Origin of the sequence: Streptomyces sp. NPDC002935 (assembly GCF_040611295.1) — a bacterium.
Lineage (GTDB): Bacteria > Actinomycetota > Actinomycetes > Streptomycetales > Streptomycetaceae > Streptomyces.
The window spans coordinates 92391-112026 of sequence record NZ_JBEXNW010000016.1 but is presented as its reverse complement, the minus strand read 5'-3'; the positions used below and the strand labels follow the sequence as shown (position 1 = coordinate 112026).

Here is a 19636-nt window from a genome sequence, read left to right as displayed (position 1 = left end):
GAGAACCATCAGAGGTTGGCCTCAACACATCTACACCCAGGGCGATTTGAGGCAAAACGAGCCTGACGAGGTCCCCGAACCCGGGCCCGGGACCACCTGCGCGCGTGGAAATGACCGAGCATCACGACGACAGTGAATGAAGGAACTTGACCGTCGCGGGGTCCGCCGGGAGGAACGTCTCGATGGCCAGCTCGGCGACCGTCACATCCATCGGCGTGTTGAACGTCGCGATGGACGAGATGAACGACAGCACACGGCCTTCGTGCTCGATCCGCATCGGGAGCGCGAAGGGGGCGGCGGTGCCGAGAGACTCGTCGTCCTCGGCCGCGTCCCGCTCCGGGACCGGATACGCCGCCACCTCCTCGTACAGAGCGCGCAGCGGCTGCGAACGGCGCAGCGCGATCTGCCGGTCCATCTGGGCGAGCAGATGATCCCGCCACGCGCGCAGATTGCGGATGCGCGGCGCCAGGCCCTCCGGGTGGAGTGTCAGCCGCATCGCGTTCAGCGGCGGCCGGAGGAGACGGTCCGGGACGCCGTCCAGCAGCATCGCGATGCCACGGTTCGCGGCGAGGACGTCGTACGTCGCGTCGACCACCAGCGCCGGATAGGGCTCGTAGCCCTGGATCAGCCTCTCCACGCCGTCGCGCAGCGCGTCCATCGAGGGATCGTCGAGCCGGGTCTCCGGATAGTGCGGGGCGTAACCTGCCGCGAGAAGCAGCGCGTTGCGCTCCCGCACCGGCACGTCGAGGTGCTCGGCGAGCCGCAGCACCATCTCCTCGCTGGGGCGGGAGCGGCCCGTCTCGACAAAACTGATGTGACGGGCCGAGGAGCCCGCCCGCAGCGCCAGTTCCAGCTGACTCACCCGCCGCTGCTCCCGCCAGCCGCGCAGCAGCGGCCCGACACCCTTCTCGGCAGAGGCGCTTGAGAGGGCGGCGGAACCGGACGGGACAATGCTCATGCGAGGACCGTAGTCGAGGAGTCGGGAGTAGCGGCACGTGAACGACCTGTGGAACCTGTCCTGGGAGGCGGAGGCCCTCTACCGGGCACGCGTACGCGGCTGTCTGCTGGGCGGCGCGCTCGGGGACGCCCTCGGCTACCCCGTCGAGTTCGACTCCCTCGAAGGGATCCGCGCCGCGCACGGACCGCGCGGGGTGACCGGACCGGTCCCCGACGCCGACGGGGTGGTGGGCCGGATCAGCGACGACACCCAGATGACCCTGTTCACCGTGGAGGGCATCCAGCAGGCGCACGTACGCGAGCGGCTCAAGGGCATCGGGGGCGGCTGGTCACGGCTGGTGCGATGGGCGTACGGGCGCTGGCTGGACACGCAGAACGGGCCCGGACCCGGCCCGGACGTCCACGGCGGACTCGCCGCGCAGAGCTGGCTGTACGCCCGCCGGGCGCCCGGCAACGCCTGCCTCTCCGGGCTCCAGCAGGACCACTTTCCCGACCCGACGAGCGAACTCGGGCCGCCCGGACCCGTCAACCCGGACTCCAAGGGATGCGGCGCGGTCATGCGCTCGGCGCCCTTCGGGCTCACCCGCACCTCGGCCGAGACCGTGTTCGGCATCGCCGCCCGCTGCGCCCAGATGACCCACGGCCACCCCACGGGTTACTACGCCTCCGGAGCCCTCGCCGCGATCGTCACCCACCTCGTCTCCGGGGACTCCCTGGAGGGCGCCGTCCTGCGCACGCTGCGGCTGCTCGCCCGCCATCCCGGGCACGAGGAGACCACGGCCGCCCTGAACCGCGCCCTCGACCTCGCCTCCGAAGGCACCCCGGACGCCGGCAAGGTCGAGTCCCTCGGCGCGGGCTGGATCGCCGAGGAGGCCCTGGCCATCGCCGTCTACTGCGCTCTCGCCGCTCCCCGGGTGACCGACGCCCTGCTCCTGTCCGTGAACCACTCCGGCGACAGCGACTCCACCGGCGCCGTCTGCGGCAACCTCCTCGGCGCCCGCCACGGCGACCACGGGCTCCCCCAGGAGTGGCTGGAACGGATCGAGGGCCGCTCCACGATCACGGTCCTGGCCGACGACTTCGCGACGGAGTGCGTGAGACGCTGAGAACCGGAAACAGCCGCGGACCTGCGCCGACCTGCGCCGATCTGCCGCGGCGCGGAACTCGCCGGGCCGCCCCGCCGTCGCCGTCGCCGCCGTGCCGGGCACGGCGGACGCCGCCCCGCCGACGACGAGGCACTCGGGGCTGCCGCCGCCCGTGACCGGCCCTGATGCCCTGCCGACCGGGGACGGCTGTGGCAGGCTGAGGAAAGGGCTCACCCGTAAGCCCGACCCGGTACACCCGGCCCCGTACACCGCACTGCGCGCTCCAGGCCCCGCACTCCGTACTCCACACGTCACACGCCGCACTCCGCGGACACCGTCCCGCACACCTCACCGCCGTACGAAGGGATCACGTTCATGGCCGTCGAACCGCTGGCGCAGAAGGAGATCGAGGAGCGGCTGGCGGAGCTGCCCGGCTGGTCGCTGGAGGGTGACCGGCTCGCCCGTACCTACCGGCTCGGCTCGCACTTCGCGGCGACCGCCATGGTCGTGCACATCGCCCAGGTGCAGGAGGAGCTCGACCACCACTCCGACCTCACCCTCGGCTACAACACGATCGCCCTCACGGTGAACACGCACAGCGTCGGCGGCGCCGTCACCGCACTCGACTTCGATCTCGCCCGCCGGGTGGAGAAACTCGCGCCGGGGCACGGGGCACACTGACCTGTGTGCTGGACTACGACAAGGAAGTCGACGGGTACGACGCGACGCGGGGCAGCAAGCCACGGGCCGCCGCGGCCGCCGACGCCGTGCGCGTGAACTCCATGGTCCAGTTGGTCAGCCACGTGTTCTCCCCGTCCAGGGAGAACGCCTGCTCCCAGCGGGCCGTGGTCTCCGAGATCCCCGACCACACGAACCGCACCCGCACGTCCTTCCCGTCATGGGTGTCGTCGCCGTGGAACTCGCCCCACCCGTCCGGCCCGAACCGCCCCAGCACCGGCGGGAAGAGCTTCCCGCTGCGGCTGGAGGACCAGTTCAGCGACCACCGCTCGGTCTCCAAGTCGAAGAGCCGCAACGTCAGCCCCTTCCAGCCCTGACTCGGCACGTCGATCTCGTCGATGTTCGCCGCCCCGTCGAACAGGTCCCAGCAGCGGCTGACGCCCGGGAACTCCTCCCAGTCGCTCTCCGGGTCGAGGAAGTCGGTACGGCGACGGTTGACGACGTCCCAGTCCCCGTGGAGGAAGTCGAAGTCGCGGAGGGCGACGGCGTTGTCCCGGGTGTTGCTCATGTGCGGTCCCCTGTGGTTCCTTCGGGCAGCGAGTCGGTCAAGTAGGCCTCCAGATCGGGTACTTCGGAGGCGATCAAGTGCCGTACCCAGGCATTCCGTTCGTGCAGGATCGGCGGCAGCTCCCAGACGCAGCCGATCCACGGGAGGTCCGGGGTGATGAAGTGGGCCGGGTCCCGGTCGGGGCAGCCCAGCACCGGCTGGCCCGCGGCGGCGCCCCGGAAGTGCAGGACGTTGTCCCACACCCAGCTGTAGGCGTTGAGGTAGGCGCCGTCGTCACCGCCGCGGTGCAGGACGATGAAGGTGGCCGGTGGGGTGCCGTCCGGCTCGGGGAGCAGCCGCGGCAGCATCGCGTACGCCGCCCGCTCGACCTCGGGTTCGATACCGGCCGGGTCCGCCGTGACGTGGTAGCGCTTGATCCGCCGCCCCGTCACCTCGATGGGCGGCGGCACGGTCAGGAACTTCTCCCTGAAGAGCGTGGGTGGCTGGGAGCCCGGGGAGGCCGGAGAGGCCGGAGAGCCCGAGGAGCCCGTGGGCGGCGCGGAGGCCGTAGATGCAGTGGAGGTCGTCGAAGCCATGATGGGGACGCTAAGCCCGCTTCACTGACACCATGTGTCAGTGAAGTCCAGCCGTCTCATCTCGATCCTGCTGCTGCTCCAGACCCGCGGCAGGCTGACCGCCGCCCAGCTCGCCGAGGAGCTGGAGGTGTCGGTGCGGACGGTGTACCGGGACGTCGAGGCGCTGAGCGCGGCGGGTGTTCCGCTGTACGGCGACGCGGGGCACGCGGGCGGCTACCGGCTGCTCGACGGCTACCGCACCCGCCTCACCGGCCTCACCACCGAGGAGGCCGAGGCGCTCTTCCTCGCCGGAGTGCCCGGACCGGCCGCCGAACTCGGTCTCGGGTCGGTGCTCGCCGCCGCCCAGCTCAAGGTGCGCGCCGCTCTCCCGCACGAGCTGCGCGAGCACGCCGACCGGGTCAGCGGCCGCTTCCACCTGGACGCGCCGGGCTGGTACGCGGACGCCGACGAGACCCCGTACCTCCCCGCCGTCGCCGACGCCGTCTGGAACAGCCGTGTTCTGCACTTCCTCTACCGCCGCTGGCGCGAACCCACCGACGTGGAGCGCCGCCTGGAGCCGTACGGCCTCGTCCTGAAGGCGGGCCGCTGGTACGTCGTCGCCGGCCCGGGGCCGCGTACCTTCCGGGTGGACCAGATCCTCGAACTCAGCACATCGGGCGAGGAGTTCACCCGCCCCGAGGGATTCGACCTGGCGGCGTACTGGACCGCCTACCAGCGGGACTTCCACGAGCGGCTGCACCGGGCGGAGGCGGTCGTGCGGATCGCGCCCGGAACCCGTCTGAGTGGTCCCGCGGGTCACGCGGTGACGGTCAACGGCCGTACGGAAAAGGATGGTTGGACGTGCGCCACCGTTCCCGTCGAATCCGTGGACCAGGCCCACGACGACTTCCTGCGGCTCGGGACGGCGATCGAGGTCCTGGAGCCGCCCGAACTGCGCGCCCGCATCGCCGCGACGATCGTCGAGCTGGCCCGCAGATACGCGTAGAGAGCGCTTATGTATGGGCGGCAACTCCCGTGCGGGCAGCGGCGACTGAGGGGACAGAGGCAGCCGGCTCGATGGTGACCGGGCAGGTCCGCGCGTACGACCTGCTGCGGATGTTCGGCCGCGAGGGGCGACCGACGCCCCTGGGGCAGGCGTTCGCCGAGTACGGACGGATCGCCAAGACCCTGCACCTGCTCCGGGTCGCCGACCCGGTAGACGACACCTAACGGCGCCAGATGAACCGGCAGCTCACCGTCCAGGAGTCACGTCACAAGCTCGCCCGCGACATCTGCCACGGCAAGCGCGGACACATCATGCAGGCGTACAGGACGGGGCAGGAGGACCAACTCGGGGCGCTCGGCCTGGTCCTCAATGCCGCCGTGCTCTGGACGACCCGCTACCTCGACGCCGCCGTCGACCACCTGCGGGCCCTGCCGCCCGAGGGGCGGGAGCATGACGTCCTGGGCGAGGACGTCGCCCGGGTCTCCCCGCTGAAGCACGCCAACCTCAACTGTCTGGGCCGATACAGCTTCGCTGCCCGCCCGCCCGCCCGCCACGCGAGGGCCTGCGCCCACTGCGCTACCCGGCGACAGTCCACCTCGACGAGGACGAGGGCACCGGCGAATGACGCGGCGTCAGGGCGCGTATCGGGTCTTGATCCATAAGCATCGCAGCTTCCGGGGCGGGTGTCCGTCTGGGGTACGGGGCCCGGTGATCTGCGGCTGCACCGTGTGGGCGCGAGTGACCAGAAGCGTTGCCGCAGGCAGGCAGCGGCGGGGCCCGAGGGCCCCGGCTGCGTGCCCGCTGGGATGGTGTGTCAGACCACGGCGAGCCGGTCCACCAGCAGCTCCACTCTCGGCTCGGTGTCCTCCGGTGGCAGCCGTCCCGACCGGGTCAGGGTCGCCAGCCCGTGCAGGGACGCCCAGAACACCTCGGTGAACAGTCCCGGGTCGACGCCGTCCCCGGCGACCTCGCCGAGGCTCTCCAGCAGCGCGGCGAAGGCGTCCTTGAGCGGTTCCGGGGTGTCCTCCTGTGCGTACGGGAGACCGCCGTCGAGCTGGAAGAGGGCGTCGTAGACCGCCGGATTGCGTGCGGCGAAGTCGAGGTAGGCGCGGGCGAGGGCGTACCCCCGGGCGCGCGGGCCGTCCGCGGCGGCGGTCGCGGCCCGCACCGCCGCGGCCATCTCGGTGGCGCCCTGGAGGGCGACGGCGCCGATGATCTCGCGCTTGCCGCGGAAGTGGCTGTAGAGGACGGGCTGGCTGTATTCAATGCGTTCGGCGAGCCGGCGGGTGGTGACCGCGTCCCAGCCCTGCTGCTCGGCGAGTTCGCGGGCCGTCGCCACGATGAGGCGCTCGCGCTCCGCCCGTTCGCGCTGCTTGCGTTCCTGTACCGACATGATTCGATCCTAGCAGCGCTAGACACGAGAGCGGCAGCAGCGCTAGCGTTGCATTGTCAGCTAGCGACGCTAGATACCGGAAGGGTCGTCATGCTCAACGCGCTCGAGGTCGTCACCACCGTGGTCGTCGGCGTGATGGTGGGGGTGGAGTTCTCCGTCGCCTTCGTCATCAACCCGATCCTCAACGCTCTCCCGGAGGACAGTGGCCAACTCGGCCACGCCCACGGGGGCCGGATGCTCGGCGCCGTGATGCCGGTCTGGTACATCGGCTCGCTCGTCCTCGTCGGCATCTGGGCTGTCGCCGGGTGGCACCACCACGGCGCCGGACTCGTCGTCACCGCCGGCGCGCTTCTGATCCTCAGCGTGGTCATGTCGATTCTGCTGCTCGTTCCGATCAACAACCGGAACAAGACGTGGACCCCCGAGAACCGGCCCGCCGACTGGAAGGAGCAGCTGAACGCCTGGGAGCGCTGGCACTACGTCCGCGTCGCCGTCATCGTCGCCGCCTTCGCCCTGCTGGTCGCCGCCCTCACCTGAGCCCACGGGTCACCTGCCCGGTCGTCAGCCGCAACTGCTCGGCCGTGCGCCCGAAGTGCGGCACCGCCACCTCCAGCTACATCCAGGACCCGGACACCAACACCCTCGAACTCCGCAGGTACCCCGCAGGACGCGGGCCCCATCGACACCCGTTCACCGATAGCGAGAGGAAGTTCCGCAAATGGCCAAGCTGCAGAGTCTCGACCCGAACACACCGATGTTCGCGCAGTTCAAGGAGAAGACCGGTCCCGTAGTCCTGGCCAACACCTTCGTCGTCCCGAAGGCGAGGACTGAATCGTTCCTGGCCCTCTTTCGCAGGCAGGCCGAGTTCATGAAGGCTCAGCCGGGATTCGTCTCCCTGCGGATGCACAAGGGAACGGCGGACAGCCAGCTTCTGATGAACGTCGCGGTCTGGGAATCGACCGAGGCTCTCGCCGCGGCGTTCGGCAGCCCGGAGTTCCAGCGCATGGCTGCCGAGTTCCCCGACGACATCGTGTCGTACCCGCATATCTTCGAGCAGATCGACGCATGACACGGCAGCTGTAGCCGGGGAGGGCGGCCGGAGAAGCCCTGCCCTCCCCCGGGCAGTCACGCATCCGCACCATGCCGGGTCGCCAAGACCGCCGACCAACCCCACCACGCGTAGCCCTGTCCCTGACAAGGAGTCTCTATGGCCGTGGAGCTGAATCACACCATCGTCCCCGCCCGTGCCCCGCAAGCCTCGGCGCAGTTCCTGGCGGAAATCCTCACCCCGGGCGGCGCCGGGGCGTGAGGCCGATGGCAGCCCATCGGATCACGGCTTCGCTGGTGGCTCTGCGCTGAGCGGCCCGGTCGACCAGACGCCCGGCAAAACCGGCATCGGCGAAGACGAACCGGCAGGCCGGCGCGGTCAGAGATGTTCCGAGTAAAGCGATCTTGTCCGCCCCACCCGCACCGGTCCGCGTCATCTGGCAAGTCATCGGCCGCCCCAGCTACGCCCGCCGCTGAACCCTGCCCCACCCCAGGCTGAACGTCAAAGGAGAAGCACCATGTCGCTGAAGAACGTCAACACCGTCCTGGCCACCGCCGGCGCCCTGTTCGTCCTCTACCTCGGGCTGTCCTTCATCCTGACCCCCGAGACGTCCACTCCAGGCGTTGGCCTGCCGAACTGGCCCGACGGCGACGGCGACGGCTTCCTCATCATGAAGGGCATCCGCGAATTCGCGATGGGCCTGGTCATCGGCATCCTGCTGGTGACGGGCCACCGCCGAGCCCTGGGCTGGGTCCTGCTGATGGAGGCCGTCGCCCCGTTCGGCGACATGATCAACGTCTTGGCCCACCACGGCTCCATCGCCGCCGCGTTCGGCATCCACGGCCTGACCTCGGCGCTGATCGCGATCACCGGCCTGCTGATCCTCCGCGAAACCAGCAAGGCCCACAAGGCCCCTGCCTCAGCGCCCGCTGCGCAGCCCGCCTGACAGCTGCATGCCCCGAAGGGGTGGCCGGGCCACCCCGAAAGCGGGTGCGTCACCGGCCTGTCCGGTGGTGAGCACGAAGGCCATCGGCCGACAGTTACGGTCGGCGGCGAGGTGAATCTTCGTAGTCAGCCCGCCGCGGGAGCGGCCGATGGCATGGTCGCCGGGCTCCTCGGTCGAGGCCCCTCTTTGCGAGCCCCGGCCGCGTGCTGGTGAGCACGCACGATCGTGGAGTCAACCGCGACGACCCAATCCAGGTCGCCGTCAGCATCGGCCTGGGCGAGAAGCGCGGTGAACACACGCTCCCAAGTGCCATCGATGGCCCAGTTCCTCAGCCTCGTATAGACGCCCTTCCACGAGCCGTACGCGGCAGGCAGGTGCACCCACTGAGACCCGGTCCGGAACTTCCAGGCGATCGCATCGATCACCTGTCGATGATCACGCCACCGCCCGCCCAGCCACGGCGTCCGATCAGGCAACAACGGCTCTATCCGCGCCCACTGCGCGTCAGTCAACGGCACGGCCAGACCAACGATCCGATGATCGGAAAGAAGTGCTCTAGCCGACCCCCGGCCCCGCGCCTGCGAGACTCGTCCCGCCTCTCGTTGCCGTCCCCCGTCGGCGAGGGGCACCTCGTTATCGGGGGCGCCCCGTGACTCGCTGGCCGCGGCCTGCGCATTTACGATCCTGCCCTCGAACGTTCCGAGAGGGACACGATGAGCGAAGCAGAACCCGCCAGACCCGCACCGTCGACGCCCGCGCCGCAGAAGAGCCGAGAGTGAACCGGTGTGCTCATCGCAATCGCTGCCGCCCTCGTTGCCGGATCTCTAGCCTGCGGTTTCGTTGCGGGCAGGGCGACTGCGCCAGCAGGCGACGACGATGCCGCCACCTGCACGTCGGCAAACGCCGCTGACGAGCAGCTGCTCGATGAGGCAAGTGAAGCGCCCACGAGCGAGCCGCAGGACGCGAAGGGCAAGCGGATTGCGATCGCCTCGAACGTGATCCTGCAGAACCCGGACTGCTTCAGCGCAAGCCTCCGGGCGCAGGCGCAGACGGCGAAGGATGAGATCGCCGCTCGGGCTGACTCTCAGGCAATGTCCGATGCTGCCGCGCGGGCGGCAGAATGCGCGAGGCCGGGCAGATGGTCCTCGCTCCCTTGCTAGTCCGGCGTTGTCAGTGGCGGCTCGTAGAGTGGTCGTCAACATAACGACTAGCCAGTCGGGTTGTTGCTGATGCCCCGCGCCGGAGTGATGCCCGACGCGGGGCTTGCTGCTGTCAGATCTCGCCGCTCGTCACGCCACGCTGGAAGAGATCCCAGCTGGCCGCGCTGATGTGGACGTGCGGTAGTGCAGTGTCCTTCGAGTCGCGGACCAGGACTGACGAATTCAGATTCGCCACCTCTACACAGTTGGCGCCCGTAACGCTGTACGAGCTCTTCTGCCATGAATAGGGCATAGCCACCTCCTCGTGGTTGCTGCAGTATCTGGCGTGTTCCCGGGGGAGAGCTAGGCCGCCTCCGCCTCGGCGGCTGCGTGCCGCACGGCGCTCTTCACCCGCATCTCTTCCGTGTACCGGTCGCTCCCGCCGGGTAGCGCCGCGTGGAACATGGTGGCCGCGTCCCGCCAGGCGTTCCACAGACGCCCGTACTCGGCGTGCTGCTCCTCGGTCCAGCCGTCACCGGCGGAGGGGCTGCCGTACCGTTCCTGCAGTTCGAGAAGCGCGGCGTGCGCGTCCACGGCGGCCTGTTCGAGGCGGATCAGATCGTCAGAAGGTGCTCGCTCACGAGAGCGAATCCTAAGCTGCCTTCACGACGTCACCACGTCGGCGCTCCGCCGCATCCGCGATGGCCCAGTCCGTCACCAGCGCCGCATACTCGGCCCGCTCGGCCGCGTCGAGCCGCTTATCCGGGTGCGACCAGAAGCCCCGGATCAACGCGTTCAGCACCGCGGCGGACCGCGTCGAACCCGAAGTCGGAGGAGTGGGAGGCATGATCAAATTCTAGAGCCACCTCTGACGGCGGTCAGCCCTCGGCGGGAGGCTGCTGCAGCTCCGTGACGAACGGGCCGATGCCTGGCTGCATCTCCGCCAAGCCGCTGGCCCGCAGCTCCTTCAGCACGCGCTTCGCGGTGACGGGGCTGATCCCGAACTCGTCGCAGATCAGGATGGACGGCGAGGATGAGGTGCCAGCCCTGTGGTGTGGTGTAGGCCGTAGGGCTACAGGTAGTGGCCGAGATTCAAAAATTTGTTCACCTGATCGGGTGAACAATCCCTGACCTGCGTATCCCGTTGGGCAACCCGGGAACCACGGCAGGACCGCCCAACAGAACGCAGCACCAGGGAGACGGCATGGACCGAAGGCAGATCCTCGACCTCTTCGAGTGGGCGCCCGCGATCTGCTTCCGGCATCCCGAGAAGGGCGAGGTCTCCACCGCGGTTGTGGGCGTCGTCAACGGCGCCTCGGCCGACGGTGTATACGCCGTGAGCTGCTGAACATCCATCTGGGGCGAGATCGAGAGGCGGCCGTCCGACACGAGCGGACGGCCGCCGAACTCGTGATCCACCTGCTCTGACGAGACACCCACGCCGACCGGTACGTCCCTGGAAACGGCATGGCCCCCCGCGGCAAAACGGGGGGCCGGGGCCGACGTATCCGGGCTGCGGAGTTGTCGAACACCTCTATTGGGCACCAGTCCGAAGCGGGATCTCAAGGGTTTGCGAAAAGTGTTTACTAGATCCTCTAGTTGCTGGTCGATCCACTCCTCGCCCGTGAACGATAGGGCTACCGGCCCGAAGTCACTGTGGGCAAACACGGTGGGGCCGGTACGTATCCGGGCTTGCACAGAGGAGTTGAACGTCTTTGACCTGGACATCTTTCTTTCAACGGCTGACGTTTTTCGGGGTGATCAGCGGCCTCGTGGTGGTGTTGATCACGATGGGTGTGGGGCCGACTGTGGCGTTGAGTGCCGCTGCGGCCATCGTGTTCATCGCGCGGGACATGTGGCTGCCCGCCGCGGCGGGTGCTGCGCAGCAGGCACCGAGCGTCTTGAGGGCCGGGGCACCGGAGCAGAACGACGGTGAGGCTGCGAAGCTCGCGTCGTTCGAAGCTGCGGACGCTGAACAGTGTGCTCGCAGCGAGGCCGAAAAGGACGAGGGGCCTGCCGTGCCGGACGAGGCAGGCAGCTGATGACCGCTCGTCAGAAGCCCCTGGCGGGGGATCTTCCTGAGGGGAGACGGCAGTTGTCCGAGGCGCTCCGGGCGAGGCTCGGCCGGTCCGGCAAGAGTCTTCGGCTGGCGGCTCGCGATGCCAATGTCAGTCCCGGCATGCTCTCGCTGGTGCTCAGCGGGCAGCGCAAGCCGGCGCCGAAGACGCTGAACAGCATCCTGCGCTCTACGGCCACCAGGGAGGAACGCGCGAGCATGAAGACTCGCGAGACCCAGAATGGTGCGACCGGGTCGGAAACGGGAGCGGGCCGCGACGATCACGACTACGTGACGCTGGACTGGAAGCGACTCCTCCAGGCTGCGCTGCTCGCCATCCTTGCTCTGATCATGGCCGTGTGCGGCGTGGGCCGGATCGAGCCGCCTCAGCCGCCGGGGTGGTCAGGGTGTCAGGGCGGGGTGGACTGCAGTATCGGCCCCAAGGGTGAGCCCGAGCCCCGGCTCCCGTAACCTGCCGGGACAGCATGTTCAGCGGCGTCTCGGCCGAGGGCGCTACGCCGTGAACGGCATCTTTTTCGAACTGCGCCGCCACCTGCACGAGGCAATCGAAACCATTCGACCCGGAGCGGAAGTTCAGCACGACCTCACCCTCAGAATCAGGGAAATCCCCTTCGGGAACGTGCCCCGAAGGGGAACGAGGGCGAGGTCAACTCACCGCACAAGTCTCACCCCCCGACGTGAAAGCCGCAGGTTTCGCGTTCGCCCCCGTCCAGCTCCCCGTGAAGCCGAAGCCGACCGACGAACCCGCTGCCACGTTGGCGTTCCAGTTGACGTTCTTCGCTGTCACGGTCGCGCCCGACTGTGTGTAGTCGGCGTTCCAGAGCTGGGTGATCTTCTGGCCGTCCGGGAAGGTCCAGCCCAGTGTCCAGCCGGTCCAGGCGGTGGAGCCGGTGTTGGTGAGGGACACGTCGGCCTGGAAGCCGCCCGACCACTGGTTCGTGATCTTGTACGTCACCGAGCACGCCCCCGTCGGCGGAGGCGTCGGGTCCGTACCGCCGCCCCCGCCGCCCCCGGCGTCCGAGCTGTCGCCGTAGACGATCCCGCGCCCGTTCGTCGTCACGTACACGCGCCCGTAGATCCGCGGGTCGCCGGTGATGGCCGCACCCGTCCAACCCCATTGGTGGGCATCGTCGTTGATGCGCGTCCAGGTCGCTCCCTTGTCCGTCGAGCGGAAGATCCCGCGGACGCCCCCGATCTTCGCGCTGGTGTAGAGCGTCTGGTACGCGGCGCCGGTCGCCGCCTTGCCGAAGCCGATGGTGTCGGCCTGCTCGACGTTGGACAGCTTGGTGAAGTTCGCGCCGCCGTCCGTCGAGTGCCACAGCCCGTACGCGCCGTCGCTCGCGCCGCCCGCGAGCCACACATCGCCCTTGGTGCCGGGCAGCGCCTTGAAGCGCACGCTGTCCCCGCTGGGCAGGTTGCCGGCCGAGGACGCCGTGAAGTTCGCGCCGCCGTCCGAACTGACATAGAACTTGCCCGACTTGAAGCCGTAGAAGGTCTTCGGGTCCACCCGGTCCGACTCGACGACCGCGCCGGACGGGATACCGCTCGACGCCGACCACGACGTACCGAACCCGGTGGTGTACTGCACTCCGGTCCCGGCCGGGCTCCACACGAAGCGGCTGCCGTCCGAGGCCGCGGCGACCGTCCCGCCGCCGGTGACCCCCGAAGGGTCGCTGCCCGCGAACCAGTTGGCGCCGTTGTCCGTCGAGAAGCCGATGTGCGGCCCGGAGTCGAGGTTGCCGACCCGGACCACCGTGTTCGGGTTGGCCTCGGCGTAGTCGAGGCTGGTCGTCGTGGTGAGGTTCGGCGAGGTGTACATCATCGACGGGACCTTGGTGAGATCCGTGTGCCGGAAGCCGCCGATGTCACCGAGGGCGCTGAGCAGGGGAGCACCCGACGGGGGAGAGGCGAGGTCATTGACCGCCGTCTCCTCCAGGCCCTGGACCATGGGCTTGACGGTGAACTGGGTACCGGTGTCCCAGTTGGTGAGGTTCTCGGTGCCGTAGACCGTCGCGCCCGTCCCGTACATCATCCGGGCGGAGTCGAAGGGGTCGATCTCCAACCCCTCGGTCATCCAGCCGAGTTTGGGGGTCTGTTCGGGCGGTGAGGGATTCGCGCCGAAGGTCAGCCACGGCACGGACGAGACGTCCATCGTGTAGCGGTTCGAGCGGTTCGGGTACGAGGTGTAGTCCCACGCCTTCGTCCAGGAGCCGCCGCTGTCCGTGGACCGGAAGATCTGGGTGTCCGGCCACCAGGAGCTGTACGCCGTCGCCATCACGGTGCCGGGGTGCTGCCGGTCGACACTCAGCCCGCTGAACCCGTAGTAGGTGTCGGCCTCCGCGACGGGGCTGATGTTCGTCCACGTCCCGGTCCGGGTCGCGTACCGCCACAACTGGCCCTTGCCGCCGTCGTACGGGCCGCCCTTGTCGCTGTAGGCGAGATAGAGGTAGCCGTTCGTCGCGTCGAGGACGCCTTTGTGGGCGAGGTAGCCGGTGGGCTGACCCGCGAGCCGGGACCAGCTCGCCCCGCCGTCCGTCGAGCGGTAGACCGCGTTGTCCTTGTCGGCGACCCCCACGTAGATCGTCTGCGTCGCGCTCCCCGAGGTGCCGGTCGACTCGTCGAAGGTGACCCAGACGATGCCCTGGTTGTCGGAGGCGTAGCCGCTGGTGTCGGTCGCGTCCTGTACGTAGTTGCCGACGTTGGGGAAGCCGGTGACCTGCGACCAGCTCGCGCCGGAGTCCGTGGACCGCCACAGGCCCTTGCCGCTGGGCGCGCCGAGATACAGCACGCTGTTCTTGTGGGGGTCGATGGCGAGGCGCTCGCCCATGCCCCGGCCCGGCATGTTCCCGCCCAGCTTGAACGGCAGGTCGGCCTTCTGCCAGCTCGCGCCCCGGTCGGCGGAGCGCAGGACGGCTCCGTCGGTCGGGTCCCAGCTGTTGGTGTACGTGCCGACCGCCGCGTACACCTTGTTCGGGTCGACGGAGTCGGAGGCGAGGCTGACGACGCCGGTGTGGCCCCACTCGTTCCAGCCGACCGAGTCGAGCAGCGGGGTCCAGGTCTTCGACGACTGGACCCAGCGGTAGGCGCCGCCGATGTCCGTACGGGCGTAGGCGAGATTCTTCTCGGAGCGGTTGAAGACGATGCCGGGGACGAAGCCGCCGCCGTCGACGCGGGCGTTCTTCCAGGTGTACGTGTCGGCCGCGACGGCCGGGACCGCGGCCTCGGGGCTGTTCGCGGCCAGTGCGGGCGGGGTGCCGGCCAGTAATCCGGTGGCGAGGGCGAGCACGGCCGTGAGGATGCGGGTTCTTCGCACGGTGGGGTCCTCTCCGGGAACGAACGGGGGAAAGAGGGGGAGGGGGAAAGAGGGGGAAAGGGGGGAGGGGGAATGAGGGAAGTGAGGGGATGAGACGGGGCTGGAAAGGCGTGATGGCCGGGCGGCCCTCAATCCGGTGAGGGACCGCCCGGCCGGTGGCCCTGCCGTCAGGGACAGGGCCGTGTACGCGGAGCCACAGCGGGGACTATTCGAGAAGCTCCGCGTACGAGCCCATGGCGAGGGCGATGTCCGCCTGCGCCCAGAACCGGTGGTACGTGAAGGAGGGCGCGGCGCCGCCCGCCAGATAGCTCTCGATCTTCGACCAGGCCGGGTCGTTCTTGTAGAAGGACCGCAGCGAGGCGAAGGTCGAGGAGGAGTTGACCGCGTCGCCGTTCGGCATGGTGCCGGTCCAGCCGCTCGGCACGTACACGCTGTCGTCGAAGCGGTTGTAGTCGGCGCGGGTCTCCGGGACGGCTATGCCCAGACCGTCCTGGTAGTTGCTCCACATACCGTCCAGGAGCGCCTTCGCCGTCGTCTTCGCCTGGGTGTTGCCGGACTTGGCGGCGTAGTACGACAGGGTCTTGGCGTACGCGGCGGCCACCCCGACGTCGTTCGTGTAGTCGGCGACGGTGACGTGAAGTCCGCTGTTGGCGCCCGGACTTGACGCGTTCCAGGTGTCCGGGGCGCCGGACCACTGGAGTGTGGAGGGGATCTGGTAGGTGCCGTCCGGGTTGATCGTGGTCTTGGACAGCGCCCACGCGACCCACTTGTCGAGGACCGCCTTGGCGCTAGCGTTCCCCGTCTGCTGGTAGTACTCGGCGACCCGCTCCATGGACCACGCCTGGAATCCGAACCACTGGTTGGACGGCGGGTCGTGGTACACCGGCTGCTGGTCGTAGTACATGCCGTAGAAGGTCGGCGTCCCGGTCGGAGGTGTCGCGTAGCGGCCGGCCCAGCTGTTGGTCGCGCCGCCCGCGATGGCGCCCTCGTTCGACTGGAGCCAGCGGTAGAACTCCAGTTGGCGGGTCAGCGAGGTGGCCCAGTCCGAGGCGCCCGTGGCCGACTTGGGCTTCAGGTCGGCGTTGGTGCTGAGCGCGTAGGCGGCCAGCGGGTTCTGGTAGCCGCCGTGGGTGTGGCTGGAGCCGATGCGCCAGGCCCAGCCCGCCGAGGTGTCGGTCGCGCCACCCCAGGCGTAGTACCAGGAGAGCAGATAGTGCGACGCGTCCTTGCCGGTACCCGCCGGGCACGTCGACGGACCGACACAACTGCCTATTTTCTTGAAGTACTTGTCGTACATGGCATAGCGCAGATAGTCGCCCATCTTCGCAGCCTTGCCGACCGTGGCCGACACGTCACCGCTCTTGCCCTGGGCCTTGGCCCACAGGTCGGCCCAGTACGCGGCCTGCACCGCACGCGCGTCGGCGTCCGGAGCGTCCGTGTACTTCCACTGCTTCGCGTACGAGGAGTCCCCGGTGAAGAGGTCCAGGTACCCGTTCTTTCCGCCGTACTTGAAGGCGTCGCAGGTCGGCTGCGGCACGGTCTCCCACACCGACTCCTGCACACCGCGCTGGAAGGTGTTCATGTACGACGGGCCGGTGGCGGTCGGACCCGCCTCGCACTTGCCCGGCTCGTTGCCGTAGCCGTAGGTGTTGTCCACGTCCTGGAGCCAGTGCATGCCGTACACGTCGTCCGTGCCGTACGCGCTCTTCAGCTCCGAGGCGATCGGGTCCGGGCCGACCGAGACACCGGTGTCGAGCTTGGCCGGGTACTCGTTGGGAGTGTCCAGCTCGGGTGCGTAGGTGGCCGGCTTGGAGGCGTTGTAGAAGGAGTTCGTCGGCTGGTCGGCGTGCGTGGGGATCATGTACGTCTCCATGGTCGTCCACGCGGCGTTGAACTTCGACCAGTCGCCGGTGACCTTCCCGTACATCGCCTGGAGCCAGATCAGATAGCTGTACGCCTCCGATGTCGTCTCATGACCCTGGTCCGGCGCCTCGACGATCAGTGTCTCCACCGAGTGGTACGGGATGCCCTCGGGGGAGAAATAGCCGTTCGCCGGGTTGGTGATCTTGCCGTAGAGGTCCAGGAAGCGCGCGTCGTACGCCTTCGACGCGGCCAGTTCCGTCACGGTGACGGTGGCCTTGGCGTGCCCGGTCGCCGAGGCCGTGAAGGTCGCGGATCCCGTGCCCGAGGCGTCCGCGGTGATGGTCACCGTCTGCGCCGTGTTCCAGTTGGACGGTGTGAACGTCAGACTGGAACCGCCCGTGACGGACAGGCCGGTGTTGCCGTCCGTACGGGCCACCCCCACCGTCACGTTCGCGCTCGGCTGGGTCGAGAGCTTCACGCCGAACGTCCCCGACTTGCTCTGCTGGACGCCGAGTTGGGTCGGTGAGGCGACCACCGCGGGGCCCGAGGCGACCGTGATGCCGACCGGTGTGGAATCCGCCGAGGCGCCCAGGCTGTCGTACGCCTTCGCCACGAGCGAATGGCTGCCCACGGCCAGCCCGGAGGCCGACAGGGTGAACGGCGAGCTGGTGTCGGTGCCGAGCAGGGTCGTGTCGTCGTAGAACTCGACCTTGCCGATGGTCGCCCCGTCGGCCGCCGCCGCGGTCGCGGCCAGCGGGATGGCGTCGCCCTGGGTGTAGACGGCGCCCGCCGCGGGGCTGGTCAGCACGGCGACCGGTGGCTGGTGCGCGCCGGTGCAGGTCGTGCCGTTGACCGCGTAGGAGGCGGGGGCGGTGTTGGTGCCGCTGTAGGTGAACTGCGCGCCGGCGGTCACGGCGGCCCCGGCGGCGATCGTCCCGTTCCACGCGGCGTTCTTCGCGGTGACCGTCTTGCCGGACTGCGACCAGATCCCGTTCCAGCCGTTGGTGAGGGTCTGGTTGCCCGTGTAGGCGTACGTCAGGGTCCAGCCGTTGATGGCGTCCGTGCCCCGGTTGGTGATCGTCAGATCCGCGGTGAAGCCGGAGCCCCAGTCGTTGGTCTTGTAGTCGACACTGCACTGAACCGTGGCCGCGTGTGCGGGAGTCGTACCGGTCGCCAGAGTCGCGAGCGGGAGGGCGAGGGCCGCCACTACCGCGGTCCACAGGCGCCGCGAGCTGCGACGACGTCTCCATCGAGGGCTGGGATCCATGGTGCTGGTTCCTCCTTGCGGCTCGGAGAATGGGGGGAGGAGCAACAAGCCTTGAACCAGTGGGAGCGCTCCCATATTGGAGAGAGGGGTGTGAGGGGTCAAGGTGCTTGAAGAGTCGAAATGATTCGATTGATCAACAGTGCAACTTCTCTGTGCAACAACAGAACTTGGCGCTAGCTTCATCGGCACCAGTGGGAGCGGTTCCATCAGTCGACGCGTCGATCAAGGCGCGCCAGAGCTGCAAGGAGTCGCTTCATGCGTCACCCCCCGCGTCTTTCTCTCTTAGTGGTCGGCGCCGCGGTCGCCCTCGTGGGCACCGCGATCGCGCCGGTCGTCACGGCCTCCGGAGCCACGCCCGCTTGCACGGTGGAGTACTCGGTCACCGGACAGTGGGACACCGGCTTCCAGGGCGCCGTGAAAATCACCAACAACATGGCCGCACTGAGCAGTTGGAGCCTCGGCTTCGACTTCTCCGGCGGCCAGAAGGTCACCCAGGGCTGGAGCGCCAAGTGGTCCCAGTCCGGTACGACGGTGACCGCGTCCAACGAGAGCTGGAACGGCTCGCTGGCCACCGGCGCGAGCGTGAGCGCCGGCTTCCTCGCCTCCTGGTCGGGGAGCAACACGGCACCGACGGCCTTCAAGCTCAACGGCACCACCTGCAACGTGGACGCCCAGCCGACGCCCACGCCGACACCCACCCCGACCGACCCGCCGCCGACCGGCGGTGAGGCGCCGAAACTGCACGTCTCGGGCAACAAGCTGGTCGACTCCGCCGGAGCCACCCGCAGGATGCTCGGTGTCAACCGCTCCGGCGGCGAGTTCATGTGCGTCCAGGGCTACGGCTTCTTCGACGGTCCCGTCGACGACGCGGCGGTCAAGGCGATCGCCGACTGGAGGGTCAACACCGTCCGCATTCCGCTCAACGAGGAGTGCTGGCTGGGTCTGTCCAACATCAAACCGGAGTACGCCGGCGCCAACTACATCGCCGCGGTCAAGGACCTGGTGGCCAAGGTCGAGGCGCACGGCATGACCCCGCTCGTCGAACTGCACTGGACGTACGGCCAGTACACCGGCAACTCGGCGGGCTGCTCCGACGTGCACGCCACCTGCCAGAAGCCGATGCCCGACGCGCAGTACACCCCGTCCTTCTGGGCCTCGGTCGCGAGCACCTTCAAGGACGACCCGGCCGTCGCGTTCGACCTGTTCAACGAGCCCTACCCGGACCGCGCGACCTCCACGACCACCCAGGCGTGGACCTGCTGGCGCGACGGCGGCACCTGCCCCGGCATCTCCTACCCGGTGGCCGGAATGCAGAGCCTGGTCGACGCGGTACGCGGCACCGGCGCCAAGAACCTGATCCTGGCCGGTGGCCTCGCCTACTCCAACGACCTGAGCCAGTGGCTGACGTACAAGCCCAGTGATCCGACGGGCAATCTCGTCGCCGCGTACCACGTCTACAACTTCAACACCTGCGCGAGCGAGAGCTGCTGGAACTCGACGCTCGCCCCTGTCGCCGCCCAAGTGCCTCTCGTGGCGGGCGAGATCGGGGAGAACACCTGCTCCCACTCCTTCGTCGACACCGTCATGAAGTGGTTCGACGACCGGGGGCTCTCCTACCTCGGCTGGACCTGGAACACCTGGGACTGTTCCTCCGGTCCGTCGCTGATCTCGAACTACGACGGAACACCGACCTCGTACGGCATCGGGCTGCGCGACCACCTGCGCGCCCTCAACGGATAAGG

20 protein-coding genes and 1 pseudogene are annotated in these 19636 nt (G+C 68.8%); 11 read left to right on the top strand and 10 right to left on the bottom strand.

All coding sequences use genetic code 11. The features are described from left to right. Window positions 1–121: 121 nt before the first annotated feature. Window positions 122–958, bottom strand: coding sequence for a helix-turn-helix transcriptional regulator (locus ABZX90_RS22685; protein WP_351129287.1), 837 nt, complete (start codon window positions 956–958; stop codon window positions 122–124). Between the two features lie 37 nt (window positions 959–995). Here ABZX90_RS22685 and ABZX90_RS22680 point away from each other — a divergent pair, with 37 nt between their 5' ends. Both ABZX90_RS22680 and ABZX90_RS22675 read left to right on the top strand, forming a co-directional pair. Next, window positions 996–2063 (top strand): ADP-ribosylglycohydrolase family protein, encoded by a 1068-nt coding sequence (locus ABZX90_RS22680; protein WP_355207392.1) that lies wholly within the window; start codon window positions 996–998, stop codon window positions 2061–2063. 354 nt (window positions 2064–2417) lie between these two features. After that, entirely contained in the window at window positions 2418–2723 is a 306-nt protein-coding gene (locus tag ABZX90_RS22675; RefSeq protein ID WP_351129291.1) for a 4a-hydroxytetrahydrobiopterin dehydratase, read from the top strand. Window positions 2724–2736: 13 nt separating this feature from the next. Here the strand turns inward: ABZX90_RS22675 and ABZX90_RS22670 are convergent, their stop codons facing one another. Both ABZX90_RS22670 and ABZX90_RS22665 read right to left on the bottom strand, forming a co-directional pair. Further along, on the bottom strand, window positions 2737–3288 hold the full coding sequence (locus ABZX90_RS22670) for a hypothetical protein (protein WP_355207389.1): 552 nt from the start codon (window positions 3286–3288) through the stop codon (window positions 2737–2739). Further along, window positions 3285–3863: a hypothetical protein gene (locus ABZX90_RS22665; RefSeq protein ID WP_355207386.1), complete on the bottom strand. Its 579-nt coding sequence runs from the start codon at window positions 3861–3863 to the stop codon at window positions 3285–3287. The genes ABZX90_RS22670 and ABZX90_RS22665 overlap by 4 nt, the downstream gene beginning before the upstream one ends. Window positions 3864–3903: 40 nt before the next feature. Between ABZX90_RS22665 and ABZX90_RS22660 the strand changes: the two genes are divergently transcribed. Beyond that, a complete protein-coding gene (locus ABZX90_RS22660) occupies window positions 3904–4848 on the top strand; it encodes a YafY family protein (RefSeq protein ID WP_355207383.1) in 945 nt (314 codons plus the stop codon). 62 nt (window positions 4849–4910) lie between these two features. Further along, window positions 4911–5473 (top strand): annotated as a pseudogene (locus ABZX90_RS22655) (Tn3 family transposase); the annotation flags it as partial. Between the two features lie 189 nt (window positions 5474–5662). Here the strand turns inward: ABZX90_RS22655 and ABZX90_RS22650 are convergent. Then, window positions 5663–6241 (bottom strand): TetR/AcrR family transcriptional regulator, encoded by a 579-nt coding sequence (locus ABZX90_RS22650; protein WP_351129301.1) that lies wholly within the window; start codon window positions 6239–6241, stop codon window positions 5663–5665. 90 nt (window positions 6242–6331) lie between these two features. Here ABZX90_RS22650 and ABZX90_RS22645 point away from each other — a divergent pair, with 90 nt between their 5' ends. From ABZX90_RS22645 to ABZX90_RS22635, 3 genes are all read left to right on the top strand, one after another. Beyond that, window positions 6332–6778 carry a DUF1772 domain-containing protein gene (locus ABZX90_RS22645; protein WP_355207380.1) on the top strand — a complete coding sequence of 149 codons (447 nt, stop codon included), beginning with the start codon at window positions 6332–6334 and terminating at the stop codon, window positions 6776–6778. A gap of 181 nt (window positions 6779–6959) precedes the next feature. Beyond that, entirely contained in the window at window positions 6960–7310 is a 351-nt protein-coding gene (locus tag ABZX90_RS22640) for an antibiotic biosynthesis monooxygenase family protein (protein ID WP_355207377.1), read from the top strand. Between the two features lie 496 nt (window positions 7311–7806). After that, a complete protein-coding gene (locus ABZX90_RS22635; protein ID WP_351129309.1) occupies window positions 7807–8235 on the top strand; it encodes a DUF4267 domain-containing protein in 429 nt (142 codons plus the stop codon). Between the two features lie 125 nt (window positions 8236–8360). On the opposite strand, the gene ABZX90_RS22630 is transcribed toward ABZX90_RS22635, so the two are convergent. The 4 genes from ABZX90_RS22630 to ABZX90_RS22615 all read right to left on the bottom strand — a co-directional run bounded on the left by ABZX90_RS22630 (window position 8361) and on the right by ABZX90_RS22615 (window position 10221). Continuing rightward, window positions 8361–8753 (bottom strand): IS5 family transposase, encoded by a 393-nt coding sequence (locus ABZX90_RS22630; protein WP_355207374.1) that lies wholly within the window; start codon window positions 8751–8753, stop codon window positions 8361–8363. Window positions 8754–9507: 754 nt separating this feature from the next. Then, the gene (locus ABZX90_RS22625; RefSeq protein WP_355207371.1) at window positions 9508–9687 is read right to left on the bottom strand and encodes a DUF397 domain-containing protein; all 180 of its coding nucleotides are present in this window, start codon (window positions 9685–9687) and stop codon (window positions 9508–9510) included. Window positions 9688–9737: 50 nt separating this feature from the next. Further along, window positions 9738–9968: a hypothetical protein gene (locus ABZX90_RS22620; protein ID WP_351129319.1), complete on the bottom strand. Its 231-nt coding sequence runs from the start codon at window positions 9966–9968 to the stop codon at window positions 9738–9740. A gap of 58 nt (window positions 9969–10026) precedes the next feature. Next, entirely contained in the window at window positions 10027–10221 is a 195-nt protein-coding gene (locus tag ABZX90_RS22615) for a hypothetical protein (protein WP_355207369.1), read from the bottom strand. Between the two features lie 357 nt (window positions 10222–10578). Between ABZX90_RS22615 and ABZX90_RS22610 the strand changes: the two genes are divergently transcribed. The 3 genes from ABZX90_RS22610 to ABZX90_RS22600 all read left to right on the top strand — a co-directional run bounded on the left by ABZX90_RS22610 (window position 10579) and on the right by ABZX90_RS22600 (window position 11901). Then, the gene (locus tag ABZX90_RS22610) at window positions 10579–10722 is read left to right on the top strand and encodes a hypothetical protein (RefSeq protein WP_351129324.1); all 144 of its coding nucleotides are present in this window, start codon (window positions 10579–10581) and stop codon (window positions 10720–10722) included. Between the two features lie 367 nt (window positions 10723–11089). Continuing rightward, a complete protein-coding gene (locus tag ABZX90_RS22605; protein WP_355207366.1) occupies window positions 11090–11416 on the top strand; it encodes a hypothetical protein in 327 nt (108 codons plus the stop codon). 53 nt (window positions 11417–11469) lie between these two features. Then, complete coding sequence (locus ABZX90_RS22600) at window positions 11470–11901, top strand: helix-turn-helix transcriptional regulator (protein WP_351129328.1); 432 nt, start codon at window positions 11470–11472, stop codon at window positions 11899–11901. A gap of 196 nt (window positions 11902–12097) precedes the next feature. On the opposite strand, the gene ABZX90_RS22595 is transcribed toward ABZX90_RS22600, so the two are convergent. Further along, the gene (locus ABZX90_RS22595; RefSeq protein WP_355207363.1) at window positions 12098–14764 is read right to left on the bottom strand and encodes a cellulose binding domain-containing protein; all 2667 of its coding nucleotides are present in this window, start codon (window positions 14762–14764) and stop codon (window positions 12098–12100) included. A 205-nt stretch (window positions 14765–14969) separates the two neighbouring features. After that, window positions 14970–17894, bottom strand: coding sequence for a glycoside hydrolase family 48 protein (locus ABZX90_RS22590; RefSeq protein ID WP_355207360.1), 2925 nt, complete (start codon window positions 17892–17894; stop codon window positions 14970–14972). A gap of 255 nt (window positions 17895–18149) precedes the next feature. Between ABZX90_RS22590 and ABZX90_RS22585 the strand changes: the two genes are divergently transcribed. Then, a complete protein-coding gene (locus ABZX90_RS22585) occupies window positions 18150–19634 on the top strand; it encodes a cellulase family glycosylhydrolase (RefSeq protein ID WP_355207358.1) in 1485 nt (494 codons plus the stop codon). Window positions 19635–19636 lie beyond the last annotated feature (2 nt).

Coding starts and splice junctions, on each gene's coding strand:
- ABZX90_RS22635 (WP_351129309.1), top strand. CDS start 7,807: ATGTCGCTGAAGAACGTCAACACCGTCCTGGCCACCGCCGGCGCCCTG.
- ABZX90_RS22650 (WP_351129301.1), bottom strand. CDS start 6,241: ATGTCGGTACAGGAACGCAAGCAGCGCGAACGGGCGGAGCGCGAGCGC.
- ABZX90_RS22625 (WP_355207371.1), bottom strand. CDS start 9,687: ATGCCCTATTCATGGCAGAAGAGCTCGTACAGCGTTACGGGCGCCAAC.
- ABZX90_RS22610 (WP_351129324.1), top strand. CDS start 10,579: ATGGACCGAAGGCAGATCCTCGACCTCTTCGAGTGGGCGCCCGCGATC.
- ABZX90_RS22590 (WP_355207360.1), bottom strand. CDS start 17,894: ATGGATCCCAGCCCTCGATGGAGACGTCGTCGCAGCTCGCGGCGCCTG.
- ABZX90_RS22685 (WP_351129287.1), bottom strand. CDS start 958: ATGAGCATTGTCCCGTCCGGTTCCGCCGCCCTCTCAAGCGCCTCTGCC.
- ABZX90_RS22675 (WP_351129291.1), top strand. CDS start 2,418: ATGGCCGTCGAACCGCTGGCGCAGAAGGAGATCGAGGAGCGGCTGGCG.
- ABZX90_RS22615 (WP_355207369.1), bottom strand. CDS start 10,221: ATGCCTCCCACTCCTCCGACTTCGGGTTCGACGCGGTCCGCCGCGGTG.
- ABZX90_RS22670 (WP_355207389.1), bottom strand. CDS start 3,288: ATGAGCAACACCCGGGACAACGCCGTCGCCCTCCGCGACTTCGACTTC.
- ABZX90_RS22585 (WP_355207358.1), top strand. CDS start 18,150: ATGCGTCACCCCCCGCGTCTTTCTCTCTTAGTGGTCGGCGCCGCGGTC.
- ABZX90_RS22645 (WP_355207380.1), top strand. CDS start 6,332: ATGCTCAACGCGCTCGAGGTCGTCACCACCGTGGTCGTCGGCGTGATG.
- ABZX90_RS22665 (WP_355207386.1), bottom strand. CDS start 3,863: ATGGCTTCGACGACCTCCACTGCATCTACGGCCTCCGCGCCGCCCACG.
- ABZX90_RS22640 (WP_355207377.1), top strand. CDS start 6,960: ATGGCCAAGCTGCAGAGTCTCGACCCGAACACACCGATGTTCGCGCAG.